We start from the raw sequence: 22,929 nt of genomic DNA, 5'->3' as shown, positions 1-22,929 counted from the left end.
AATTTCTAATTCGTAATTCGTAATTTACTTTTTAAAAACTTTTAATTTTAAAATATTATGGCAACAATTACTGCTGCAGACGTAAATAAATTAAGAACAATCACCGGTGCAGGTATGATGGACTGCAAAAAAGCTTTAGTAGAAGCTGATGGAGATTTTGATTTAGCAATTGAAAACCTTAGAAAAAAAGGTCAAAAAGTTGCTGCTAACAGATCTGACAGAGAATCTACTGAAGGAGCTGCAATTGCAGTTGTAAGTGCAGACAAAACTACTGGTGTAGTAATCACATTAAATTGCGAAACGGACTTCGTTGGAAAAAATGAAGGTTTCGTAAAATTAGCTACTGAATTAGCTAACCAAGCATTAAACTATGCTACAAAAGAAGAATTTTTAGCTTCAGATTTCCACGGAATTACTGTTGCTGAAAAATTAATCGAGCAAACTGGAGTTATTGGAGAAAAAATTGAAGTAGCTTCTTTCGAAAGATTGAGCGGTGCTTTTGTTGGATCTTACATTCACGCAGGAAACAAAATTGCTACTTTAGTTGCTCTTTCTGCTAGCGTTGCTGGTGGTGAAGAAGCTGCAAGAAACGTTGCAATGCAAGCTGCTGCAATGAACCCAATTGCTTTAAACGAAGCTGGTGTTGATGCATCTATTATTGAAAAAGAAATTGAAATTGCTAAAGATCAATTACGTCAAGAAGGAAAACCAGAAGCTATGTTAGACAATATCGCTAAAGGTAAAATTCAACGTTTTTACAAAGACAATACTTTAGTAAACCAAGATTATATTAAAGATGGTTCTATGAGCGTTTCTGCTTATGTTAAATCGGTTGACAGTGCTTTAACTGTTACTGGATTTAGTAGAGTTGCTTTAGGATAATTTTTTCTAATCAAATAAAAAAACCTCGTTTCAATTGAAACGAGGTTTTTTGTTTTATAACCTTTTGATTTAAGCAAAGGTCTTTAATTCAAATGTATCTCCGTCAAAAACACCATAACTAAAATATCCAATCCAATCGCCTAGATTAACATATTCTGAGTTTTCTCCTACCGAAATTTTCATTGGTAAATGACGGTGTCCAAAAACAAAATAGTTGTAGTGTTTTGTTTCTAATTTTCGCTTAGCATATTGTATCAACCATTCTTTATCTTCTCCAAGATAAACCACATCTTCTGCTCCAGAAATCAGTTTATTTTTAACTGAAAGATATTGCGCCAATCGCACTCCAATATCCGGATGCAACCATCGGTACAACCATTTTGAAAACGGATGAACAAAAACTTTCTTCATTCGTTTGTAACCTTTATCGCCCGGTCCTTTTCCGTCGCCGTGGCCAATCAAGAAGGTTTTATTATTGAAAGTAAATTCTTTATTATCGTGATAAACGGGAATATTCAACTCTTTTTGAAAATAATCATCCATCCATAAATCGTGGTTGCCCACAAAGAAATAAATTGGGATTCCGCTGTCTCTAATTTCAGCTAATTTTCCTAAGATTCTAACAAATCCCTTTGGAACGACGGTTTTATATTCAAACCAAAAATCAAATAAATCACCCAATAAAAAAATAGCTTCTGCATCTTGTTTCACTTCATCAAGCCAAGCGACAAACTTTTGTTCACGAGGGAAACTAGCCTCTGGAGTTGGAGCTCCAAAATGCTGGTCGGATGCAAAATATATTTTTTTTGACGCCATTTAATTATTATCAGAAGCAAACCATTCGGCAAATGAGCTTTCGGTTTCTTGCAATTTTAATGAATGTAAATGAATGGAGTTAGGAAGGCGATCAGAAATTTTCTTTGCAAAATCAATCACCATATTTTCACTTGTAGGCTGGTAGTTTACTAAAATTACATGATGCCCTCGGTTTTTTAACTCTTCGGCCAAATCCACATGAGGGGTATTTTTATTGAAAACGGTTGCGTGATCAAACAAGTCAACAATTTCTTCTCTTACAATTTTTTTTAAATCCGAAAAGTCAATTACCATTCCATATTTTACATTGGTTGTATCTTTAATAGGAGTTCCAATAACGGTAACCGATAGTTTATAACTGTGTCCGTGCACATTTTTACATTTTCCATCGTAACCATAAAGTGCATGGCCCGTTTCAAAAGAAAATTGTTTGGTAATTCTAATTTTACTCATAAGGAATTATTTGACTGCAAATTTAGTAAAAAAATAAGGCCAATAGGCCTTATTAATTATGGATTCACTTCAAACGATTGATTTTCATTTGCCAAAGATGCTCTAGCATTAAGCACTTTATTATCGCTGCCTACTAAAAATGCAGCAAAACTAATATTAGCTGAATTGGCAATATTTGCAGGAATTGGTAGTGAAAAACTTTTTGTTACTGTACTTCCATAATTGGTTCCTGTAACTTCATCACCTAAAATATTTGTCAAAGAGCTACGCAAAACATGATTGTGTTCATAGTTTACAATTGGATTTACTCCATTATAGTAATTAGTGTAATTGCGTTGGTTGTATATTAGTTTATCTTCCAATAAATAAACCACCAACTTCAAATCGGTGTAATTTTGAATAAACTTCATGTTTACATCCAAATTGATTGTTCCGATGGACACTGTTGAATTTAATGCTAATCCTAAAGTGGTATTATTTCCAGTTAAATCTATCGCTTGTTGAACATTTGTTACTTCTGGAAATGTCCAAACCGTCATTCTATTTAATCTAGAAACAGGCAAAGCCAATGGAGAATTAGGCAAAATTAGATTTTTTAATGGCGCTATTCCATCAAAATGATAAGGGTCATTACCGTTATGAATAGCTACTGTTACCGCTTTATCAGTTTGAAGTTTAACTTCTTCAATAGCATGGGAAACTCGTGTACAGTTGCCGCACCAAGTTCCGGTGTAATCTTCAATTAATACTCGTTTTTTAAAATTACCAGAAATTGGAGGCGCAGCCGAACTTTGATCAGGCTTGTTTTCAACAACATTTGTGTCAGAACAAGATAAAAACAAAAAAGAGCAAATTAATAAACTAAGTAGATATACTTTTTTCATAACTTTAATAAATATTGCATTTAACCAGATACAAATTAAGCAAAATAAATTTTAATCCTATACATTTTATTCATTAATTTGTATGTTAAATTGTAATTATGAAAAAATTCCTTCTATTATTTCTTTTTGTTGGATTGCAATCCTACTCTCAAAAGAACTTGCCTGATTTAAATCTTTCTGCCCTTGACGGAAAAAATATATCCTTAAAAAATGATTTTGCCGAAAAAGACAAATTATATATATTTTCATTTTGGGCTAGTTGGTGCGCCCCTTGTATAAATGAACTAGATGAAATGAACGAAATTCAAGCAGAATGGAAAAAAACAATCAACTTTGAGGTAATTGCTGTAGCAACAGATGATACTAGAACTCAAAAAAGAGTTAAACCATTAGTAAGCGGAAAAGAATGGGAATACACCATTTTGTTGGATACCAATCAAGATTTTAAAAGAGCACTTTCAATAGTAAATATTCCTTACACCATTGTGGTTAAAAACAACAAAATTGTTCATATTCAAAATGGATATGTTCCAGGAAACGAAGTAGATTTATTTGAAAAATTGAAGACTTTATAAAATATGAAATTATATAAACTACTTTTATTATTAGTTCCGTTTACTGTATTATCTCAAGAAAAAGAAAAAATAAATGTCTTTGGAGGATTTGAATCCAACTCGCAATGGTATCTTAATGATACTGGTTTAAAGGATGAATTTAATCTGCCAACAACCCAGCCAGAAAATCCGTTACGAACCAATAGTTATTTATTTGTAAACTTCAAATACAAGAATTGGACCGCAGGAATTCAAGGGGAAGCCTATGAAAAAAATGCTTTACTTAACCTAAATCCAAAATTTATTGGTACTGATGTTGCGACTTATTTTATTCAATATAAAAATGAAAAAATAGATATTACCGCAGGGTATTTCTATGAGCAATTTGGTAGTGGATTACTTTTTCGAAGCTGGGAAGACCGAGCATTAGGGATAAATAACGCCTTGAGAGGTGGTAGATTTATTTATAAACCAACAAAATTCTTGGCTTTTAAATCCATTTACGGTCAGCAAAGAACTGGTTTTGATGTGGCAAATAGTAATATTTATGGTTTAGATACTGAAATTACACTTTCGGATTTATTTAAATTTGATACTACCACCCTAAGTATGGGTTTGACTTATGTAGGCAGAGATGAAAAAACCGATATCCAAAATCCTAAATTCAATAGTTTAACAAACGCATATGCTGGAAGATTAAGTGTAGCACATAATTCTTTTTACCTTTCAACTGAGTTTGATTACAAATCAGAGGATGCGGTTGTTCAAGTTACAGAACAAATTGATAATAATTTAATTAAACCAGGAAGCGCCTTATTACTTAATTTAGGTTATTCTAAAAAAGGATTTGGTATTGACGGAACCTTTAGAAGACTTGAAAACATGGGGTTCTTTTCGGAAAGAGGTGCAAAAGGAAATTCATTTAACGACCGAATAATGAATTTTATTCCGAGTTTAACCAAACAAAATCATTACAATTTAGCCAATATTTATGTTTATCAAGCGCAACCTAATGTAATTCTTGCAGATAAAGACTTGGTAAAAGCTGGAGAAATTGGTGGTCAAATTGATTTGTTTTATGACTTTAAAAAAGGAACTGCATTAGGTGGAAAAAACGGAATGAAATTGGCCTTTAATTTTTCAAATTGGAATGCACTAAGTGGCACCTTTTACATTTACAACCCACAAGATTATAAAACGGACTTTTTAGGCTTTGGAAAAAGATATTTCACCGACTATAATTTGGAAATAACCAAAAAATGGAATTCCAAATGGCAAACTATTTTAAGCTATAGCAACCAATACTATAACAAGAAGATGATCCAAGAAACCTCTGGTGAAGTAACTGCAAACATTGTTGCTGCGGAAGCAACCTATAAATTTAACGCTACAAAATCGATACGAGTGGTTGGAGAACATTTATGGGCAGATCACGATAAGAAAAATTGGGCAGGCGGAACTGTAGAAATGAACTTGAATTCTAAACTCTCTTTTTTCTTATCCGATTTATATAATTATGGAAACGATACCGATTATTTACGTAATCATTATTATAACATTGGTGGTGCTTTTAGAAAAAAAGCAACTCGTATTGCTTTAAACTATGGTCGTCAAAGAGGTGGATTAGTTTGTGTAGGTGGTGTGTGTAGATTTGTACCTGAAAGTTCTGGTTTAGCTTTGTCTCTTAACACTTCGTTTTAACAAATGAAACATTTAAGAAGAATCCTGTTTTTACTTTCTTTCGGAGTTACTTCGATTCTTTTTTCTTGTAGTTCAGATGACAATTATGTTGATGTACCCACATCTCCAGTTGTGGTAGACTTAACCCAAGTACCCTATCCAAAATTATCAGACTATAAGTTTTTTGAAGGAGAATTAAAAAACATGACTCCTTCCTATGGCGTTTTGCCTTATAAACCAACAAGTGAACTATTTACAGATTATGCTGAAAAAAAACGATTTGTTTGGTTTCCAAATGGTTTAAAAGCGACTTATCAAGGTGATGCAACTATTTTGAATTTACCTATTGGATCGGTAGTTATTAAAATGTTCTACTACAATCATGTTGCTCCTAACAATACAACCCGAATCATTGAAACCAGATTAATGATTAAAAAAGAAACTGGATGGATTTTTGCAGAATATGTTTGGAATGACCAACAAACGGAAGCGTATTTGCAAAATCAAGGTTCTCAAACTTCCATCACCTGGACCGACGAGTTTAATAATTTAAGAACTATAAACTATAAAATTCCATCTACAGTTACCGATTGTAAAAGATGCCATGGTTTTACTAACGGTGTGCGATTCCCTTTAGGTATAAAACCTCAAAATTTAAATAGCAATTATAATTTTACAGAAGGTTCAAAAAATCAATTGAGTAAGTGGATCGAATTTGGTTATTTAGAAAATAATTTACCTGCTCAAATTGTTTCTGTTGTAGATTATAAAGACACTACAAAACCATTAGATTTAAGAGTGCGTTCTTATTTTGACATAAATTGTGCACACTGTCATTTTGATGGAGGCGAAGCCGATGTATTTGATTTAAGATTTAGTTTTGACCAAACATCCGATCCAACACAAATGGGTCTTGGAGTTGCTGCTCAGCATTATTTAGCTGGCTATAATGGGAGAATTGTACAACCTGGAAATATAGGACAATCCATATTATTTTATCGTGTTCAAACAGAAACAGATAATTTCTACATGATGCCTCCTCTTGGCAGAACAGTTCGACATGATTTGGGAGTACAATTAATTCAAGATTGGATTAATTCTTTTTAAATTAGAATCCAAGAATCAATTTTGCGATTGAAAAGTAAATCAAAATTCCGCAAATATCATTACTTGTAGTAATAAAAGGACCGGTAGCAAGCGCGGGGTCTATTCCAAATTTATTTAAAATAAGCGGAATAAAAGTTCCTAATAAAGAAGCAATAATAATTACAGAAATTAGAGCAATAGTTACAATCATTCCTATTTTTGGGTTAACATCCAATAAAAAATGACTTCCAACAAACAAAATGATTGCTAGCAATGATCCATTTAATAAACTCAAGCTTATTTCCTTTAATAACCTATTAAAGATAGATCCGCTAATAGAATGATTGGCTAAACCTTGAACAATAATTGCAGAAGATTGAACGCCAACATTACCTGCCATTGCAGCAATTAACGGAGTAAAGAAAAATAATTCTCCGTGTTTTGCCATGGCTCCTTCAAATAAGCCTAACATTTTTACGCTAATAAAACCGCCTAATAGTGCTAATACCAACCAAGGCAAACGCGCTTTTGTAAGTTCAAGTATACTGTCATCAGCTTCAACATCTTGAGAGATACCCGCAGCTAATTGGTAATCTTTGTCAGCTTCTTCTTTAATCACATCAACGATGTCATCAATGGTAATTCTTCCCACTAAGCGTCCTAATTCATCAACAACTGGAATGGCCTCCAAGTCGTATTTTTGCATGATTCTGGCCACTTCTACATTAGGCGTATCTACTTTTACATAATCTACTTTCTTAATGTAAACTGCACTAATCATGGTTTTGGTAGAAGTCGTTAAAAGGTCTTTTAAAGACAATCGGCCTTTCAATCTGTTTTCATCATCAACCACATAAATCGAATGTACTCGAGTTACATGCTCAGCTTGAATACGCATCTCTTTAACACAAGTAAGCACGTTCCAATTTTCATTAACTTTCACTAATTCCTTCCCCATCAATCCTCCTGCCTCATCTTCATTATAGCGCAATAAATCTACAATGTCTTTGGCGTGTTCTACATCTTCCAGCTCGGAGATTACCTCTTCTTTTTTACTTTGGGAAAGTTCCGAAATAATATCGGCAGCATCATCGGTATCTAATTCATCTAACTCTTCTGCAATTTCTTTTGCAGAAAGTCCTTGTAGTATTTTTTCACGAATATCTTCCTCCAATTCTGGAAGAATTTCGGCAGTAATTTCACTATCTAATATTTTAAAAATATAGGTAGCTTCTTCAATTTCTAACTCGGCAAAAATTTCGGCAATATCAGCATGGTGCAAGTCATTCAATAAAACTTCCAATTCCTGGTCGTTTTTTTGATGAATAAGTTGCTCGATTTGAACTAACAGTTCTTTGCTGATTTTAAACTGCATTGGCCTCTATTTTTTGGGTTAGTTCTATAAATTGTTCTACAGATAATTGCTCTGGACGAAGGTCAAAGATACTATCTTCTCTTAAATTATCGGACAAATTTAATGATTTTAAACTATTTCGCATGGTTTTTCTGCGTTGTTGAAAAGCCATTTTTACCACTTTAAAAAGCATTTTTTCACTACATGGCAAGGTGTAATTTTCTTTTCTGCGCATGCGCATCACCCCCGATTTTACCTTTGGCGGCGGATTAAATACATTCTCATCCACCGTAAATAAATACTCTACTTCATAAAATGCCTGAGCCAATACCGACAAAATTCCATACACTTTGCTTCCCTTTTTAGAACAAATACGTTCGGCAACTTCTTTTTGAAACATGCCCGAAAACTCCGGAATTTGAGCGCGATATTCTATGACTCGAAATACAATTTGAGTCGAAATATTATATGGGAAATTTCCAATAATGGCAAATTGATTCCCATTGAAAATTTCATTTAAATCAAATTTTAAAAAATCTTTAGAGATAATTTTATCTCGTAATGCGGGATAATTTTGCTGTAAATAAACCACCGATTCGGTGTCTATTTCTATGGCGTAGGTAGTAATTGGTTTTTCAATAAGGTATTTTGTCAATACGCCCATTCCGGGTCCAATTTCTAATACCGATTCGTATCCTTCCAAATTCAAAGTATCCGCAATTGCCTTGGCAATAGATTCGTCTATTAAAAAATGTTGTCCGAGGTGTTTTTTTGCTTTTACTTTATCCATAGTCATTGCGAGGCACGAAGCAATCTCACTTATTTATTATTAATTCGATTGAAAAAATTCCGACACAAACTCCAGTTCTGTTCGAAATGCTAGTACTTTATCTCCAAATAAAGCCAATGCTTCAGCTCTTAATTTAGGCGCATCTTCATCATAATAGCGTTGCAAAGTTTCTTTGCTGTCTGTAGTATATTGAACGGCATAAGTCACCCCGCCCATCTCTTCTTCAACAAGCACTTTTACTAATCGAGCCGAAGTAAATTTTCCAGTTGCTAATAGTTCTGGAATGTGTTTTTCTTGCATCCATTTCAACCATTGGTTTTGAATAGAAGTATCAATATTACTAGTTACATTATATAATATCATGGTCTATTTTATTAAATTTCTTTATCTCCCCGAAGTTTTCTGTATTTCTTCTGAGCCAATACATAATAAATACTGTCTTCGTGGTTGGTAATTATGTCCTCATAAAGTGGCTGAGCCATTACTGCATCATTTAATTGAAAGTAAATCTCGGCCGAAAAAAACAAGGCTTCGTCAATGTAAATGCACTCTTTAAAATTGTCAACTATTTGTTTGTAATTGGCCAAAGCCGAAGCGGTATCGCCTAAAGTTTCATAAATTTTACCAATTCGTAATAGCGTTACCGGCTCAATTGCATCTCCTTTATTTTCTTTTAATATCGCTTGAAATGCTGCCAAAGCATCTTGTTTTTTATCTTGAAATAATAAATAATCCGCACGCGAAAATTTCTTCAAGGCCACTTGGGTAGAATCTTCTACAGTGTTATCCGAAATTAATAAAAATAAATCCAAAGCATCATTGGCAATCAATTGTGTGGAAGCTGATTTTAGCACTTCTAGCTGGTGGTTGGCCCATTTAAAATCACCTTTGTAATAACTAGTTTTAGCAATCTTCAAGTTGGCTTCTTGCCCAATCGGACTGTTATTTGCATCCGATTCTATTTGGGAATAATAAATTAATGCTTGATTGAATTTTTCTTCAAATAACAACATGTCGGCCAACTCCATTTTTACTTCAGCAGTTTGGTCTCTGTTGATTGGCATTTCCAAAACGTTTTTCAAAATGGCTTTCCCTTTTTCGGCGTCTTTCAAATTAAAAGTCACAAAATGGGCTTTCAATTTTAAAAGTGATAAGGTATAAGGACTTTCGCCAAATTGTTTCAATAAAGTATTTATTTCTTGTAAAATGGCTGGATATTCTTGAGGCGCTGCTTTGCTAATTTTTAGCTCCATCAAATACGCATTGCATTTAATTTGAAGATCTAAATCTTTTGTATTTACTAATATGAAATTGAAAATTTCTTTAGCCGTTTCGGTATCCTTTTCTTCAATAGCGAGTTGGGCAAGGTTTACAATATTTGAAAACGATTCGGGGTTGCGTTTGTAAATGGCTTTTTGCTGAATAAATGCTTTTCCATATTCTTTCATTTGCACATAAAACCAACTCAAATATTCATTCCAAAAAATATCTTGTGTTTTTTGAATCCGAATTAATAACGCTTTTTTTAAGGTTTCGTTAAAGATTTCTTTACTGTCTTCTTGAATAAATCGAGACAACTGAAACTGAATCGGCACAATATTTTGTGGTGTTTTATAGGATTCCAGTAAGTACATTTCAATCATGCTCTCTGTATCGCCTTTCTGACCGTAAAGCACTGCCATTTGATAATTAAAATTGAAATTGGGCTGCACACTCAATCCCGTTTGATACGCCTGAAGCGCATAATCTACCAGTGCCTTTTTTTCAAAAGTATTGGCGATTAAATAAACTTCGTTGGGTACCTTTTTTATTTTCTCTAGCGCTTGCTCGTAATATTTTTTAGCTTTTTCGGTATTTTTTTGAAGCTGATAATTATACCCTAATTCCACTAAATAATTTCCTTGCTTGTATTTATCAATTCGATCCTGAATGGCATTTTCTGCCTTGGCAAATTGCTGTAATTGTTGGTAGCATTCGATGGTTTTTTGAAAGAAGTTAAAATTACCAGGCTGTGCTTTTAGTAATTCTTCATAAGCAATTTGAGCTTTTTCAAATTCGCCACGGTCCATATAATTTTGCGCCAACTGTTCGGATTGCGACCAAACCAGCAGCGAAAAAAAGAGCGAGCAAAAAAGAAAAAATGCTTTTTTCATTCGTAAGGGAATTAAATAAAGAATGTACTAAAGTAAACCAATTTGTGTTTATTTAGTACATCCTATTACTAAGATTAACAATTAGTTAATAATATCAAATCCAGTATACTTGCGCAACACTTCTGGAATTACAATTCCGTCTGGAGTTTGGAAATTTTCTAATATTCCGGCCAATACTCTAGGTAGCGCTAACGAGCTTCCGTTTAAGGTATGCGCCAATTGATTTTTTCCGTCTTTATCTTTGTAGCGTAATTTTAAACGATTGGCTTGATAGGTTTCAAAATTAGAAACTGAAGAAATTTCCAACCATCTTTCTTGCGCGGTAGAATACACTTCAAAATCATACGTTAACGCCGAAGCAAATCCCATATCGCCTCCGCAAAGACGCAAAACTCTGTAAGGCAATTGCAATTCTCTAAGGATGTTTTTTACATGCTCTACCATTTCATCCAATGCTTCATAAGATTTATCTGGATGCTCCACGCGTACAATTTCTACTTTATCAAATTGGTGTAAACGATTCAATCCACGAACATGAGCGCCATAAGAACCTGCCTCTCTTCTGAAACATGGTGTATATCCGGTGCATTTTACTGGCAATTCGTTTTCGGTGAAAATAACATCTCTAAAGATATTTGTTACCGGAACCTCAGCCGTTGGAATTAAATACAAATCATCAGTAGCATCGTGGTACATTTGCCCTTCTTTATCGGGCAATTGACCAGTTCCATATGCCGAAGCTTCGTTTACTAAATGCGGAACTTGGTATTCAAAATAACCCGCATCGGTATTTTTATCTAAAAAATAAGAGATCAAAGCACGCTGTAATTTGGCTCCTTTTCCTTTGTAAACCGGAAATCCTGCACCTGTGATTTTAACTCCCAATTCGAAATCAATAATGTCATATTTTTTTACCAGCTCCCAGTGAGGCAATGCGTCTTGGTGCAATTTTGGCACAGCGCCTTCCTCAAAAACATTAAGGTTTTCTTCAGCTGTTTTTCCTACAGGAACAATATCGGCTGGAAGATTGGGAAGCAAGTACATTTTTTCAAGTAAATCGGCAGCGTAAACTTCAATTTTCTCAGAAATAGCTTTTCCTTGATCTCTTAATTGAACTGTTTTTTGTTTTAATATTTCGGCTTTTGCTTTTTCGCCGTTTTTCATTAATGCGCCTATGTCTTTGGATAACTTATTAGATTCTGATAAAGTATTGTCTAATTCTACTTGTGCCGCTCTACGATTTTCATCTAGCTGAATTATAGTTTCAACTATAGCTTTGGCATCCATATTTTTTTTAGCTAAAGCTGCAATAACTTTCTCTTTATTTTCTCTAATAACCGCTATCTGTAACATGACTTAAATTTTAATGAGTTGCAAATTTAAGAAATTGCTTTCTAAATTAAGAATAATATAATAAAGTTTGATTTCATAATAACTATTTATAATTCAGGTGTTTAAATAAATTTTAACAAAATCAAAGTTGTAGAAAATAATAATTGTCATTATATTAGCAGAAATGTTTCCCTTTTATGAAAAAATTACTACTTCTTCTTTTTTATTTTTCAATTACAACAGCTATTGCTCAACACGAATTAGAATCGCTATGTAAAATAGCTTCTGCAGAAATGAGAAATGCAAGCAGCTTGATGCAATTTGTTCCCAATCCAGATACTCAAAACTATGATGTTACCTATCATAAACTGGAATTTACAGTAGATCCAGCTGTTTATTTTATTTCGGGGAAAGTCACTACAACCTATACTGCATTGGCCAATATGAATACGATTTATTTTGACATGGCAAATGAGTTAACCGTTACTTCTGTTAAGAAAAACGGAATAAATTTAACCTTTTCAGAAAATGGAGCTAACGAATTAGTAATTACACTTCCTGGTACACAAGCAAGCGGTACAGCTGCTACATTGGAAATTATTTATTCGGGGGCGCCTCCAAGTGGCGGTTTCGGATCATTTGCAGCTACAGTGCATAATAACACTCCTGTATTATGGACATTATCTGAACCTTTTGGAGCAAGAGATTGGTGGCCGTGCAAACAAGATTTGAATGATAAAATTAATTCTATAGATGTTTATATTACTGCTCCATCCCAATATGTTTCTGTATCTAACGGGGTAGAACCTGAAGCTCCTGTTATTAATGGCGTAAATAAAACAACTCATTTTCGTCATGGATATCCTATTCCGGCTTATTTAATTTGTATTGCAATAACTGATTATACCGTTTATTCACAAACAGCTGGAACCGCTCCTAATATTTTCCCGATTGTAAATTACATATATCCAGAAAATTTCACTCCGGTTGTTCAAACTCAGTTGAATCAAACTCCATTAATCATGGATTTATTTACTAATTTATTTGAAATCTATCCCTTTCATAATGAAAAATATGGTCATGCCCAGTTTGGATGGGGAGGCGGAATGGAACATACTACAGTTTCATTTATGAATAATTTTAGTCGAAGTTTAATTGCCCATGAATTGGGTCACCAATGGTTTGGTGATAAAATTACTTGTGGTACCTGGAAAGACATTTGGTTAAATGAAGGATTTGCTACTTATTTAGCTTCTTTGGTTATAGAAAATTTTGATGGAAATGCGGCGTTTGTGACAGACAAAACCAATATGATAAATAATATTACCTTACAACTAACAGGTGCAGTTTATTTAACAGATACTGAAGCTACCAGTGTTAACCGTATTTTCAGTAGCAGATTGAGCTACAATAAAGGAGCGATGGTGTTGGAAATGTTGCGTTTTAAAATGGGCGATACTGCCTTTTTTCAAGCCTTAAAAAATTACCTTGCCGATCCAAGTTTAGCCTTTGGATATGCAGTTACTGCCAATTTAAAATCGCATTTAGAGGCAGTTTATGGAAGTAGTTTAACCGAGTTTTTTAATGATTGGGTATACAACCAAGGTTACCCAACTTATACGATCACGGCACAAAACTGGGGAGCAGGACAAGCTCGTTTTACGGTGAATCAAACGCAATCGCATTCGTCTGTAAGTTATTTTGAAATGCCTGTCCCTGTTAGAATTCAAGGGGCCTCTGGGCAAGTACAGGATTTAGTTTTAAACAACATTGTAAACGGTGAAGTGTTTATTTTGCCTGTTAATTTTCCTATCACCAGCGTAGTATTCGACCCTGATAAGCATTTAATTTCTATGAATAATTCTATAACTTTAGGAAATGAAACTTTTGAATTAGAAAAAGCCATTGCATTGTATCCAAATCCGGTGAAAGATGAACTGCATGTGCAATTACCGAGTTCGGTTTTACTTGAAAAAGTTTCAATTTATAATAATTTGGGGCAATTGGTATTAGAAAACAGCAATTCAGAATTTTCTTTAAACACTTTATCTTCTGGAGTTTATGCTGTGACAATTCAAACCTCGGAAGGAGAATTTCATAAAAAAATTATAAAAAATTAATCCCAAACAATATATATAGTAAAAAGTAAGGTGAAAACCTTACTTTTGCTTTTTATAACAATTTTGAATCACAAAAATGGAATTTGCAATTAAACTTTCTCAGTTCTTACTGAGCCTTTCAATACTTATTGTTCTTCACGAATTAGGACATTTTATCCCTTCTAAATTATTTAAAACTCGTGTAGAAAAATTCTACCTTTTCTTTGATGTGAAATTTTCATTATTGAAAAAGAAAATTGGCGAAACCGAATACGGTATTGGCTGGTTGCCACTTGGAGGATATGTGAAAATTGCCGGAATGATTGATGAAAGCATGGACACCGATCAAATGCAAGGCGAACCGCAACCTTGGGAATTTCGTTCTAAGCCAGCTTGGCAGCGTTTAATTATCATGTTGGGTGGCGTTACGGTAAACTTTATCTTGGCTTTTATCATTTATATTGGGATGACCTTCTTTTATGGTGAGCAGTATATTGCTAATGAAAATGTAAAAGATGGAATTTGGGTAAACAACCCAACGGTTGAAAAACTTGGATTCAAAACGGGAGACAAAATTGCTTCTATAGACGGAAATAAAGTAGCCAAATTTGAAGATGTAAATAAAGAATTATTCCTTGCTAAAGAAGTTGTATTAAACCGTGCAGGCGAAGAAATTAAAATTAAATTGCCCGAAAATTTCATTGATCAATTAATGAAATCACAACGTGGAATGCTTGTAAACTTAAGAATGCCCTATGTTGTTGGTATTGTTCCTAACGAATCTCCAAACAAAGAAGTATTAAACCCAAAAGATATTATCATCAGTTGCAACGGGCAAAAGATTACTTATGCCGACGAAGCTATTGCTATTTTTCAAAATTTTAAAGGAAAAACAGTTCCTGCAATCATAAAAAGAGACGGCCAGGAAGTAGCTGTAACTTTAAATGTAAACAAGGATGGTAAATTGTATTTGCAACAAGCCATTTTACCGTATGACAATTTAGAAAAACTAGGATTGTATAAAATAAACAAACAAGAATTTGGTTTCTTCGAATCGATTCCGGTTGGATTAACAAGAGGAGTTGATGAATTGGCAAGTTACGGAAAGCAATTGAAAGCTATTTTCACACCAAGTACCGGTGCTTATAAAGGCGTAGGTGGCTTTGGAGCGATTTTCAGCATTTTTCCATCTACTTGGAGCTGGTTTGCCTTTTGGAATATAACTGCGTTACTTTCTATCATGCTTGGAGTAATGAATTTATTGCCAATTCCGGCATTAGATGGTGGCCATGTAATGTTTTTATTATACGAAATGATATCGGGTAAAAAGCCAAGCGATAAGTTCTTAGAGCGCGCTCAAATGGTTGGGTTTATACTGCTTATAACTTTGGTTTTATTTGCAAACGGAAACGATATTTACAAAGCAATTGTAGGTAATTAAAAAAAAATAAAAAATTATCTCTTTTTGTTTGCAAAAAATAAAAATCGCTTTATATTTGCAACCGCTTAACCCGCAATTAGTAGTACTATTATTTAGGTAAAGCCACAAAAAAGTTCTTAAAAAAATTAAAAATACAGTTTCCTCCTTAGCTCAGTTGGTTAGAGCATCTGACTGTTAATCAGAGGGTCCTTGGTTCGAGCCCAAGAGGGGGAGCTAATTGTAAAAAGAGGTCATTTTTGACCTCTTTTTTATTTCTACAATTTTGCAAAACCTTACTGGCATTGAGAAGAAGTTCTATTGGAGTTGTGAATTTTGGGGTTGCAACTTTTTTTTCTTCAAGGTATAACTTTTCTGAAAAGATGCAGCCAAGAATTTTATTTTTAGTTCTCCCGTCTACAGATTTATAGAACCCAACCAAATCTTCTAACATAGGAACTTGATTGTCCAAATATTCCCTGAATGGTGACAGGAATTCTTGTTGTTCTTGTAGTTTACTTTTTTCATTAAATAAACGAGTATTGATGTTATTTTTAAGGTCTTGATACTCTTGTGCCGGTAGTTCTCCATCCATATATTGTTCTTCAATAAATGTCTTTCTTCTATTTAATCGTTCAACTTCATCTAATGACTTTTGGATGTTCTTTTTTCTATTCAAATCATCATTCTCAAACAACCCTTCCAATGTGGTTCGGTAGGTAGACATCAATTGAGCTGACAATTGAATGCTTGATAAGATTCTCTCCACTTGATTATGAACATCTTCAATTGGATATCTATCACACTTAACGTGGGGTTTGGTGCAGATGTAGTAGTGAAACTTATTTCCACTCCTCCCTGTTGAAGCATAAGCAGATAATGTTCTTCCGTGATTAGGACAGCACAAATGCCCTTTAAGAGGATATAAATTTATCTTATCACTCTTAAAGTCCATATTTCTTTTTCTCCCACTTAATACATCATTTGCCTTGGCAAACAATTCTTCGGTAATAAGAGCAGGATGAAGTCCCTGAACTATTTGCTCCGGTTCATTCCCTAATGCTCTTACTAAAATTTTACCGGAGTATGTCAGATTTCTGATTATGTTTGGAAATTGATTTTTACACATTTTCATTCCCTGTCCATTCAACCAACGTCTCACTTCATCGGCTGTATAAAGTCCTGATGCCATTTTTTCAAATGCTTGACGAATTAAGTCCGCATCCTGACTAAACTCTAAAGTCGCATCCTTTCCTAATCTGACACATTTATATCCTCTTGGAGCAGTTCCTGTAAAACACCCATTTTTGCGAGCTTTATGTGAACCCTCTTTAGAACGTTTAGATATTTTGCGATTTTCAACCTCTGGCAGAGCGAATCCAATGGCTTGAAGTAGTAATGCTTCAGGATTAGAAACGTCAATATCTCCTTCCATAAATTCAACGTCACAACCTATTTTTGAAAGTTTAGCAATCTCAAGAAAGGATAATACCATATCACGAGAGAATCTATCAGGACGAAGAAAAACAATAGCATCAATTGAATCTGATTTTCTCTTCCTCTCTTGAATCATTGCTATAATTTTTATCCATTCAGGGCGGTTAAAATTTTTAGCGGATTTATCTTCTCTGAATTTTTTTACAATATTATATCCTTTGTGTTGAGAATATCTTGTTATAACCTCTTCTTGATATTCTAAAGAATATCCTTGTTGAGCCTGTTCATCCGTTGAAACACGGGAGTATATAATTACATTTTTCATATTTAAGCGATGTTAAGGTTTAATTCTTCTCTATTAAGGCTAAGTTCAATAATACCATTTGATTGGCAATTTTGAACTTTGCTTTTTTGTTCTCTATATTGATTGTATTCAATAGTTGCCATCTGTACCAAAAAGGTTCGGATTGAGTTTAGTTGATTATCATCCAAATTCAACCCGTCTTTTTTCAATTGTTTTTTAAGTTCTGTATTTGATATCATAATTGTCTATTTTATCTTTATGCTACATTACTTAAATCATATTCTGACAATCTCATTTTAGAAGCAACCATATACTCCGGTGATGGTTCATAACCTACGAAACGTCTACCTTCACCCAAATTCATAACAGCAGAACCGGTAACTGAAGTGCCGTTGAAGTTATCCAAAATTAAGTCATTAGGTCTTGAAGTCATCAATAGGCACATCATAGGTACGTCTATTGGGAAAGTGGCTTGATGGTCTAACATCACGCCCTCTTCTTCACATTTTGCTTTCAACTCTCTTGTTGATGCAACACCTGTTTTCAAAACCCCTCCATAAAAATCTAAAGAAGAGGTGAGTTTTGGACATTCTTTGGTTGTTCCAATAGTAAATGAATTTGTTTCATCTGTACTTTGTTTTAACCACTCCTCGTTATAGTAGAAGTCCTTTGATTTCACAAAGTGAAAAATTGGCTCGTGTCTTCTTACACTTCTTTTACCACCGGTTGGTCTCGGATTCTGCTTAAGCCACTGAAAATCATCATTCAGGACAAAACCAATTGAAACCATCATTAAAACAAAACGTTGAGGAACTAATTGATATGCTCCATCCTTTACACAATCGTTTATATTGACAAATAAGCTACCATCATTTTTTAATACTCTAAAAACCTCTGAATAGTGCTTTTTAAGGTTATTAATATACTCTTCAACGGAGCGTTCCTGACCCAATTGATTAGAATCCAATTGATACAACTTCATAGCCCAATATGGTGGTGATGATATGCTTACGCTAACAGAGCTATTATTTAACTCCTCCATCGTCTCTGACGACTTATTATAAATGGTCACTGAACCATTTTTGTAATCACCACCCTCAACCTCTGATTTACATTTACTTTTAATAACAAGATTTTGTACTTTTTTGTAAACCTTATTTAAGGATGATTTCCCGTTGTCTATTTCATTAAAGAAGCCTTCCAATTTTGCCGGGTCGTCAGGAAATAAATCCTTACACATTAAACCAATTGAATTTAGTTTGTTTTTTGTGTCTGTACTAATAGGCGAAAGTGCAATGTCTCTTTCCGCTTTGAGTTCTTTAAGTTCAGGAATCAAATCAGTTCTATCGCCTTTCTTAACAGGGAATATAGTTTTGAATAACTGCATTTCTCTGTACTTATCTAATGAAGATTTCTCTCTTTGTACATTAGATGATAATGACACCAAAGTCATATCTCCTGTTAAATTAACAAAAAATACAGGTATTAAAGTAAGGCCTAACTCAAGTGCAATTATATGTCGTAAATTTCCTGATACAATAGTATTATTATAGGAATTAACGATAAGGGGGGTAATAATACCCATTTTTGAAATGTTATCTCTAATCATCTCATAATTAGATGGTATTTTGTAAAGATTACCTAATTCATTATTTCTATTTATAGATTTCGGTGCAACGTATTCTACGCGCGATAAATTGTTTAAGTTCATAATTTTAAGTTTTTATGAACCTTTACGATAGGTTATAAACGTGTTTAACTACGCAGTTTGTATTGCGGTTTGTTTTTATAGATGACCAACGCATCTTAAATTATTTATTCAATATGTCAAAGAACATTGTATATGATAAAAAAATCATATACATTTTGAGCAAAAAAAAATTACAGGGTGTATATTTCTCCTGTTATCTTCATTAACTCTATTGGAGATACTCTATTAAGGTATTCCCATATTTTGTTTTCTGCGTCATAAATCAATGTAGTGTTTTTCAAGTCAACACTCTCCTTGTCCTTAAAATATTTGCCCAAAGAGCAAATGTGGACACTTGTATACTTTGATTTAGGTATCTTCCCGTTTAATTTATAGTGCCATTTCACTTTGGCTAATATTGTTGGTGATGATTCTCTGTTCTTAACTACCGAAAGAGTGTATGTAACATTATCTCGGTATTTCAATTCTTCAACTTTTGATTTCCAATATTCATAAAATTCAATAAATTCTTTAGTTGACGGAATTGTTACCTCTAAATCTGACGAAATAAATTGATTATAATCATTTTGAATTAAACCAATTAAAAGATTAAGTTCAGAACGAGTTAATCCTGAAAATGCCTTTGCATAATCAAATGAAATTAAACGTCCGTTATTATTTTTTATTGGTTTCAAAATGTATATGATTTTATTTTGCAATGTTACGACGCTTTTTAATTCTGTGCAAGTTTTTTTTTATTTTTTTTAGTTATCCTAATTTTCTTAATGCCTCCTCCCATTACCAATAAGCCCCTCTTGGGCTAGTCCCTGCCCTCGCTCGGTATCTTTCCTCTCCCTGCCTACCTTTTGAAATTTCCCTACAGGGGGGATTATGACTTAAATAAAACTAAAACCCGTTTAAAAAAATTTTACAATTTTTTATAGAAAAAACAACCTTTTAAGATATCTGAAATACTTATAGTAAATTAGTATTATATGAAAAAGTTAAAAACAATATTAGGTTTAGAATATAAAAGATTAGATGATGGATTCTATCAGGTTGAAGTAAATTGTGATTTTCCACAACAGAGTAAAAGCACATTATTATTCTACAATTGTTTAGAAGAGTATAACATAAAAGAAAGTCGAATTCAATTCCCGATAAGATTAATTTCGTTTGTAGATACAATCAATCCCCTAAATAAAGAAACTATTATGAACTATTACAATATTAAAGGGATTAAAAAAATTGTTGACGAAAACAAGTCAAAGTTAATTGGTAAAACAACGTTTATTAAACCGGAAGTTAGTTATGAAAAAAAGAAAAAATATCCAAACCTACACATCCACTTTTATCAATTATCTGAAGACAAAGGCACGTTAATCAACAATGTTAATGAGATGATTCAATTCTGTTCCATACATTATGAAAACACTAAACAATTTACATCAAAAAGAATATCTGACCTTGAAAAATATGTTAACACTTTAGAAATTCATCAAATGACATTTCTTCCAATGGAAGAGGTTATGTTTGATAACAATGGTCAAATCATAGATTTTCAACACCATTTACGTGTTCTTAACGGGATAGAACTCCCTTTTTAAGGCCTTTAATGGGGTGAATACTGACACTTTTTGCTTGAAAACAAAGCTAGTAAAATCTATCCATTCTCTAAAAATTGGTCTTAAACAGGTCAGGGGGATTATCCCCACTCCAATAACTCTACTACAATTTATGAATAAGCTACAACAAAGGATAAAGTCATTACTCAATGAGTATAGAGCACAACAATCAAATAGGTATTGGTATGTTGCAACAATCACATTTTCAACGGAAACATTTTATAGACGAGTGAATTCAATATCAGAACTATACGCGAGGTTGTCCAATTCAAAAACCTCTCTGCCCGGAAATCCAACTAATCGAGAATGGTGGCAAAAATTAGACCCAAATGGGTTCTATGATTTTACTCCAAACAAAGAAACTATTGTTCTATCTTTCGTTATGGAAACTAAATCAAAATTAAATGAGAACGAATTTAAAGCAAGGGTAAAAAAAATAGTCCCATATCTTGATATTGTCATCAAAACAAAAGAACAAGAAGAATATGATTTTGAATTGGCTTTTGAAAGAGAATTCTATTATAAATACGAACCAAAAATTGAACTTTTTGGGGATATTAAACGCACAAAAAATCTAATTGACATAATTTAATTTTACTATTCTCATATTAAATTATAACGCCTTCAATATTGGTGACCTCCACATAATTTTTAGAGTCAATACATATTAGCAATGAATTAATATAGAACAACAGGAACTCTTTAATCAAATTTAATTCATAAAAAGTTACAGGTTTTTTAGTTTTTAATCCTATTTTTTCGGTAAAATACTGAAAACGACAAACATCTGTTCTATTAGCTATGAAGCATAAGGAATTCAACCTAACGGAATATTGTTCACCAAATTTTCTACGAATAAGTGTATTCAACACTTTGTTTAAAATGACATATACATTAGATAAAGGTGTCGTCTGATTCATTACTATTTTATTAGGTTAGCAATCTTTCTAATTTTGGTAATTGTATTAATGTGAACACCTACTATTTTAGCTACCTCGATATTTTTGTATCCCTTTTTAATGTACTCTACGGCCTTGGAGTTCTTGGGTTTAGATAAAAATTTAAGAACATCTTCGTTACTTCCTTTAGCTCGTCCTGTATATTTTTTGTTAAGTTTTGCTATTGCAATTCCCTCCAATTGTCGTTCACGGGAAATCTTTTTCTCCATTTCCGCTAATGTCCCTAAAATAGAAATAATCATTTTGGTAATATTATTTTCTGACCCATCCGGTTGAAGGGTACTTAATCCCTGTGATACAAAATGAATACAAATGTTTTTCTCGTTAAAAAACTTAATATTATTCAAGATACATAAAAGATTTCTGCCAAGGCGGTCAATTTCCCAAATGTACAAATCGGATAATACACCTTTTTCAATGAGTTTTAGTAATTTTCTGCCACCCTCTCTTTCAAATAAATCAGTTGAACCACTACACTTATCCTCAATAACAAGATGGTAATCTTTTTCATTTACTCTTTGGCGGTCGGTTTTTTGTTCTGTTGTGCTGGTTCTAACATATAGGACTTTCATATCTCACAATTTAAGGTTACGGCTAATTACAAGCTATAATTGTGAATTTGCGCTATGAATAATGCTAAAAAAACGCTAAATTAAACCTGTTGAAGAATCACAATAAAAGGTATACCCTAAAATCAGAACCCTTATAAAAAATGTGATGAGGTTAGTTGTATAGAAATTGTCCTATGTTTTTTTATGTTACTAAAGAATATTTGAATTAAACATATCATTCTATTTACACTTTTTCAAATAATACTATATTTATTATAGTAATAGATAATAATGGGTCTTAAAGACCGGCAAACCCCACCACGAGAAGAAGAGGATATGAAGTGGGGGAATATGAAATCTATTTTATAAATCTACCTTGAACGTTGTTGGATATTGGTAGTCGGTAATTCCGTTAAAAACTCTGTAGGGCTGAGAAATCAGTTGAGCAACCAGGTTCAACTTAATTGTTGAGCGAGAACATAAACTTTGTTCTCCCCAGCCCAGCAAAAAATAAGAAACTTTCCATTTTCTTAGCAGAAAATAGAAATGAAAAACTAATAAATAAATAATATTTATAAAATATATCTCCTTGATTTCAAGAGTATTGAATAACTAATCATCTCATTAAAATTATAACTTTCTCCAAGAGAGGGAGCAAATAGAAAAAGGCTATCAGAAATGATAGCCTTTTTTGTTTTTATTGTTAGCACTTATCGTTTAGGACATCTTTCTTGAACTCTTCTATTTGATTTTTCATTTCCTTAATTTCCTTCAACTTCTGTTCAAGAGAAAGTAATTTTTCGTCAAGAATACTTAATTTTTCGTCTTTAGTATATTTATTGTTATACCAAGCATCTATAACT

Annotated in this window: 22 protein-coding genes and 1 tRNA gene; 9 read left to right on the top strand and 14 right to left on the bottom strand. The window is 33.1% G+C overall.

Annotated elements, in window-relative coordinates; translation table 11 throughout:
• Positions 1-57: 57 nt before the first annotated feature.
• Complete coding sequence (gene tsf, locus ABWO08_RS00115) at positions 58-882, top strand: translation elongation factor Ts (protein ID WP_353082775.1); 825 nt, start codon at positions 58-60, stop codon at positions 880-882.
• 69 nt (positions 883-951) lie between these two features.
• Here the strand turns inward: tsf and ABWO08_RS00110 are convergent, their stop codons facing one another.
• From ABWO08_RS00110 to ABWO08_RS00100, 3 genes are read right to left on the bottom strand one after another with little or no spacing between them, the layout of a single operon-like run.
• On the bottom strand, positions 952-1,698 hold the full coding sequence (locus ABWO08_RS00110; protein ID WP_353082773.1) for a UDP-2,3-diacylglucosamine diphosphatase: 747 nt from the start codon (positions 1,696-1,698) through the stop codon (positions 952-954).
• Positions 1,699-2,151: a 6-pyruvoyl trahydropterin synthase family protein gene (locus tag ABWO08_RS00105; RefSeq protein ID WP_353082771.1), complete on the bottom strand. Its 453-nt coding sequence runs from the start codon at positions 2,149-2,151 to the stop codon at positions 1,699-1,701. It abuts the gene before it with no gap.
• A gap of 56 nt (positions 2,152-2,207) precedes the next feature.
• The gene (locus ABWO08_RS00100) at positions 2,208-3,035 is read right to left on the bottom strand and encodes an Omp28-related outer membrane protein (RefSeq protein WP_353082769.1); all 828 of its coding nucleotides are present in this window, start codon (positions 3,033-3,035) and stop codon (positions 2,208-2,210) included.
• Between the two features lie 98 nt (positions 3,036-3,133).
• On the opposite strand from ABWO08_RS00100, the gene ABWO08_RS00095 reads away from it, so the two are divergent.
• From ABWO08_RS00095 to ABWO08_RS00085, 3 genes are read left to right on the top strand one after another with little or no spacing between them, the layout of a single operon-like run.
• Positions 3,134-3,610, top strand: a complete 477-nt coding sequence (locus ABWO08_RS00095; RefSeq protein WP_353082767.1) for a TlpA family protein disulfide reductase — start codon at positions 3,134-3,136, stop codon at positions 3,608-3,610.
• 3 nt (positions 3,611-3,613) lie between these two features.
• Positions 3,614-5,290, top strand: a complete 1,677-nt coding sequence (locus ABWO08_RS00090) for a DUF6029 family protein (protein WP_353082765.1) — start codon at positions 3,614-3,616, stop codon at positions 5,288-5,290.
• Positions 5,291-5,293: 3 nt separating this feature from the next.
• Positions 5,294-6,376 (top strand): hypothetical protein, encoded by a 1,083-nt coding sequence (locus ABWO08_RS00085; RefSeq protein WP_353082763.1) that lies wholly within the window; start codon positions 5,294-5,296, stop codon positions 6,374-6,376.
• A 1-nt stretch (position 6,377) separates the two neighbouring features.
• Here ABWO08_RS00085 and mgtE read toward each other — a convergent pair whose 3' ends face one another.
• The 5 genes from mgtE to serS all read right to left on the bottom strand — a co-directional run bounded on the left by mgtE (position 6,378) and on the right by serS (position 12,005).
• Positions 6,378-7,730 carry a magnesium transporter gene (gene mgtE, locus ABWO08_RS00080; RefSeq protein ID WP_353082761.1) on the bottom strand — a complete coding sequence of 451 codons (1,353 nt, stop codon included), beginning with the start codon at positions 7,728-7,730 and terminating at the stop codon, positions 6,378-6,380.
• Entirely contained in the window at positions 7,720-8,499 is a 780-nt protein-coding gene (rsmA, locus tag ABWO08_RS00075) for a 16S rRNA (adenine(1518)-N(6)/adenine(1519)-N(6))-dimethyltransferase RsmA (protein ID WP_353082759.1), read from the bottom strand. The genes mgtE and rsmA overlap by 11 nt, the downstream gene beginning before the upstream one ends.
• 39 nt (positions 8,500-8,538) lie before the next feature.
• Entirely contained in the window at positions 8,539-8,862 is a 324-nt protein-coding gene (locus tag ABWO08_RS00070; protein ID WP_353082757.1) for a DUF4286 family protein, read from the bottom strand.
• Positions 8,863-8,873: 11 nt separating this feature from the next.
• Positions 8,874-10,652 carry a tetratricopeptide repeat protein gene (locus ABWO08_RS00065; RefSeq protein ID WP_353082755.1) on the bottom strand — a complete coding sequence of 593 codons (1,779 nt, stop codon included), beginning with the start codon at positions 10,650-10,652 and terminating at the stop codon, positions 8,874-8,876.
• Between the two features lie 81 nt (positions 10,653-10,733).
• Positions 10,734-12,005: a serine--tRNA ligase gene (gene serS, locus ABWO08_RS00060; protein WP_353082753.1), complete on the bottom strand. Its 1,272-nt coding sequence runs from the start codon at positions 12,003-12,005 to the stop codon at positions 10,734-10,736.
• 176 nt (positions 12,006-12,181) lie between these two features.
• Between serS and ABWO08_RS00055 the strand changes: the two genes are divergently transcribed.
• The 3 genes from ABWO08_RS00055 to ABWO08_RS00045 all read left to right on the top strand — a co-directional run bounded on the left by ABWO08_RS00055 (position 12,182) and on the right by ABWO08_RS00045 (position 15,737).
• On the top strand, positions 12,182-14,104 hold the full coding sequence (locus ABWO08_RS00055) for a M1 family metallopeptidase (RefSeq protein ID WP_353082751.1): 1,923 nt from the start codon (positions 12,182-12,184) through the stop codon (positions 14,102-14,104).
• Between the two features lie 76 nt (positions 14,105-14,180).
• Positions 14,181-15,524 (top strand): RIP metalloprotease RseP, encoded by a 1,344-nt coding sequence (gene rseP / locus ABWO08_RS00050; protein ID WP_353082749.1) that lies wholly within the window; start codon positions 14,181-14,183, stop codon positions 15,522-15,524.
• Between the two features lie 139 nt (positions 15,525-15,663).
• Positions 15,664-15,737: transfer RNA gene (locus ABWO08_RS00045), tRNA-Asn, on the top strand.
• On the opposite strand, the gene ABWO08_RS00040 is transcribed toward ABWO08_RS00045, so the two are convergent.
• From ABWO08_RS00040 to ABWO08_RS00025, 4 genes are all read right to left on the bottom strand, one after another.
• Positions 15,703-17,262, bottom strand: coding sequence for a recombinase family protein (locus ABWO08_RS00040; protein WP_353082747.1), 1,560 nt, complete (start codon positions 17,260-17,262; stop codon positions 15,703-15,705). The genes ABWO08_RS00045 and ABWO08_RS00040 overlap by 35 nt on opposite strands.
• Positions 17,263-17,264: 2 nt before the next feature.
• A complete protein-coding gene (locus ABWO08_RS00035) occupies positions 17,265-17,480 on the bottom strand; it encodes a hypothetical protein (RefSeq protein ID WP_353082745.1) in 216 nt (71 codons plus the stop codon).
• Positions 17,481-17,497: 17 nt separating this feature from the next.
• Positions 17,498-18,952, bottom strand: a complete 1,455-nt coding sequence (locus ABWO08_RS00030; protein WP_353082743.1) for a DNA modification methylase — start codon at positions 18,950-18,952, stop codon at positions 17,498-17,500.
• Between the two features lie 170 nt (positions 18,953-19,122).
• Positions 19,123-19,626, bottom strand: coding sequence for a hypothetical protein (locus tag ABWO08_RS00025; protein ID WP_353082741.1), 504 nt, complete (start codon positions 19,624-19,626; stop codon positions 19,123-19,125).
• A 300-nt stretch (positions 19,627-19,926) separates the two neighbouring features.
• Here ABWO08_RS00025 and ABWO08_RS00020 point away from each other — a divergent pair, with 300 nt between their 5' ends.
• Positions 19,927-20,538, top strand: a complete 612-nt coding sequence (locus tag ABWO08_RS00020) for a hypothetical protein (RefSeq protein ID WP_353082739.1) — start codon at positions 19,927-19,929, stop codon at positions 20,536-20,538.
• A gap of 130 nt (positions 20,539-20,668) precedes the next feature.
• Entirely contained in the window at positions 20,669-21,148 is a 480-nt protein-coding gene (locus tag ABWO08_RS00015; protein WP_353082737.1) for a hypothetical protein, read from the top strand.
• Positions 21,149-21,164: 16 nt separating this feature from the next.
• Here ABWO08_RS00015 and ABWO08_RS00010 read toward each other — a convergent pair whose 3' ends face one another.
• Positions 21,165-21,476 carry a hypothetical protein gene (locus ABWO08_RS00010; protein WP_353082735.1) on the bottom strand — a complete coding sequence of 104 codons (312 nt, stop codon included), beginning with the start codon at positions 21,474-21,476 and terminating at the stop codon, positions 21,165-21,167.
• Between the two features lie 2 nt (positions 21,477-21,478).
• On the bottom strand, positions 21,479-22,087 hold the full coding sequence (locus ABWO08_RS00005) for a recombinase family protein (protein WP_353082733.1): 609 nt from the start codon (positions 22,085-22,087) through the stop codon (positions 21,479-21,481).
• Positions 22,088-22,929 lie beyond the last annotated feature (842 nt).

Source organism: Flavobacterium sp., assembly GCF_040383245.1.
GTDB lineage: Bacteria > Bacteroidota > Bacteroidia > Flavobacteriales > Flavobacteriaceae > Flavobacterium.
The sequence above is the reverse complement of the archived record's forward strand: the minus strand, read 5'-3'. Positions and strand labels throughout refer to the sequence as shown.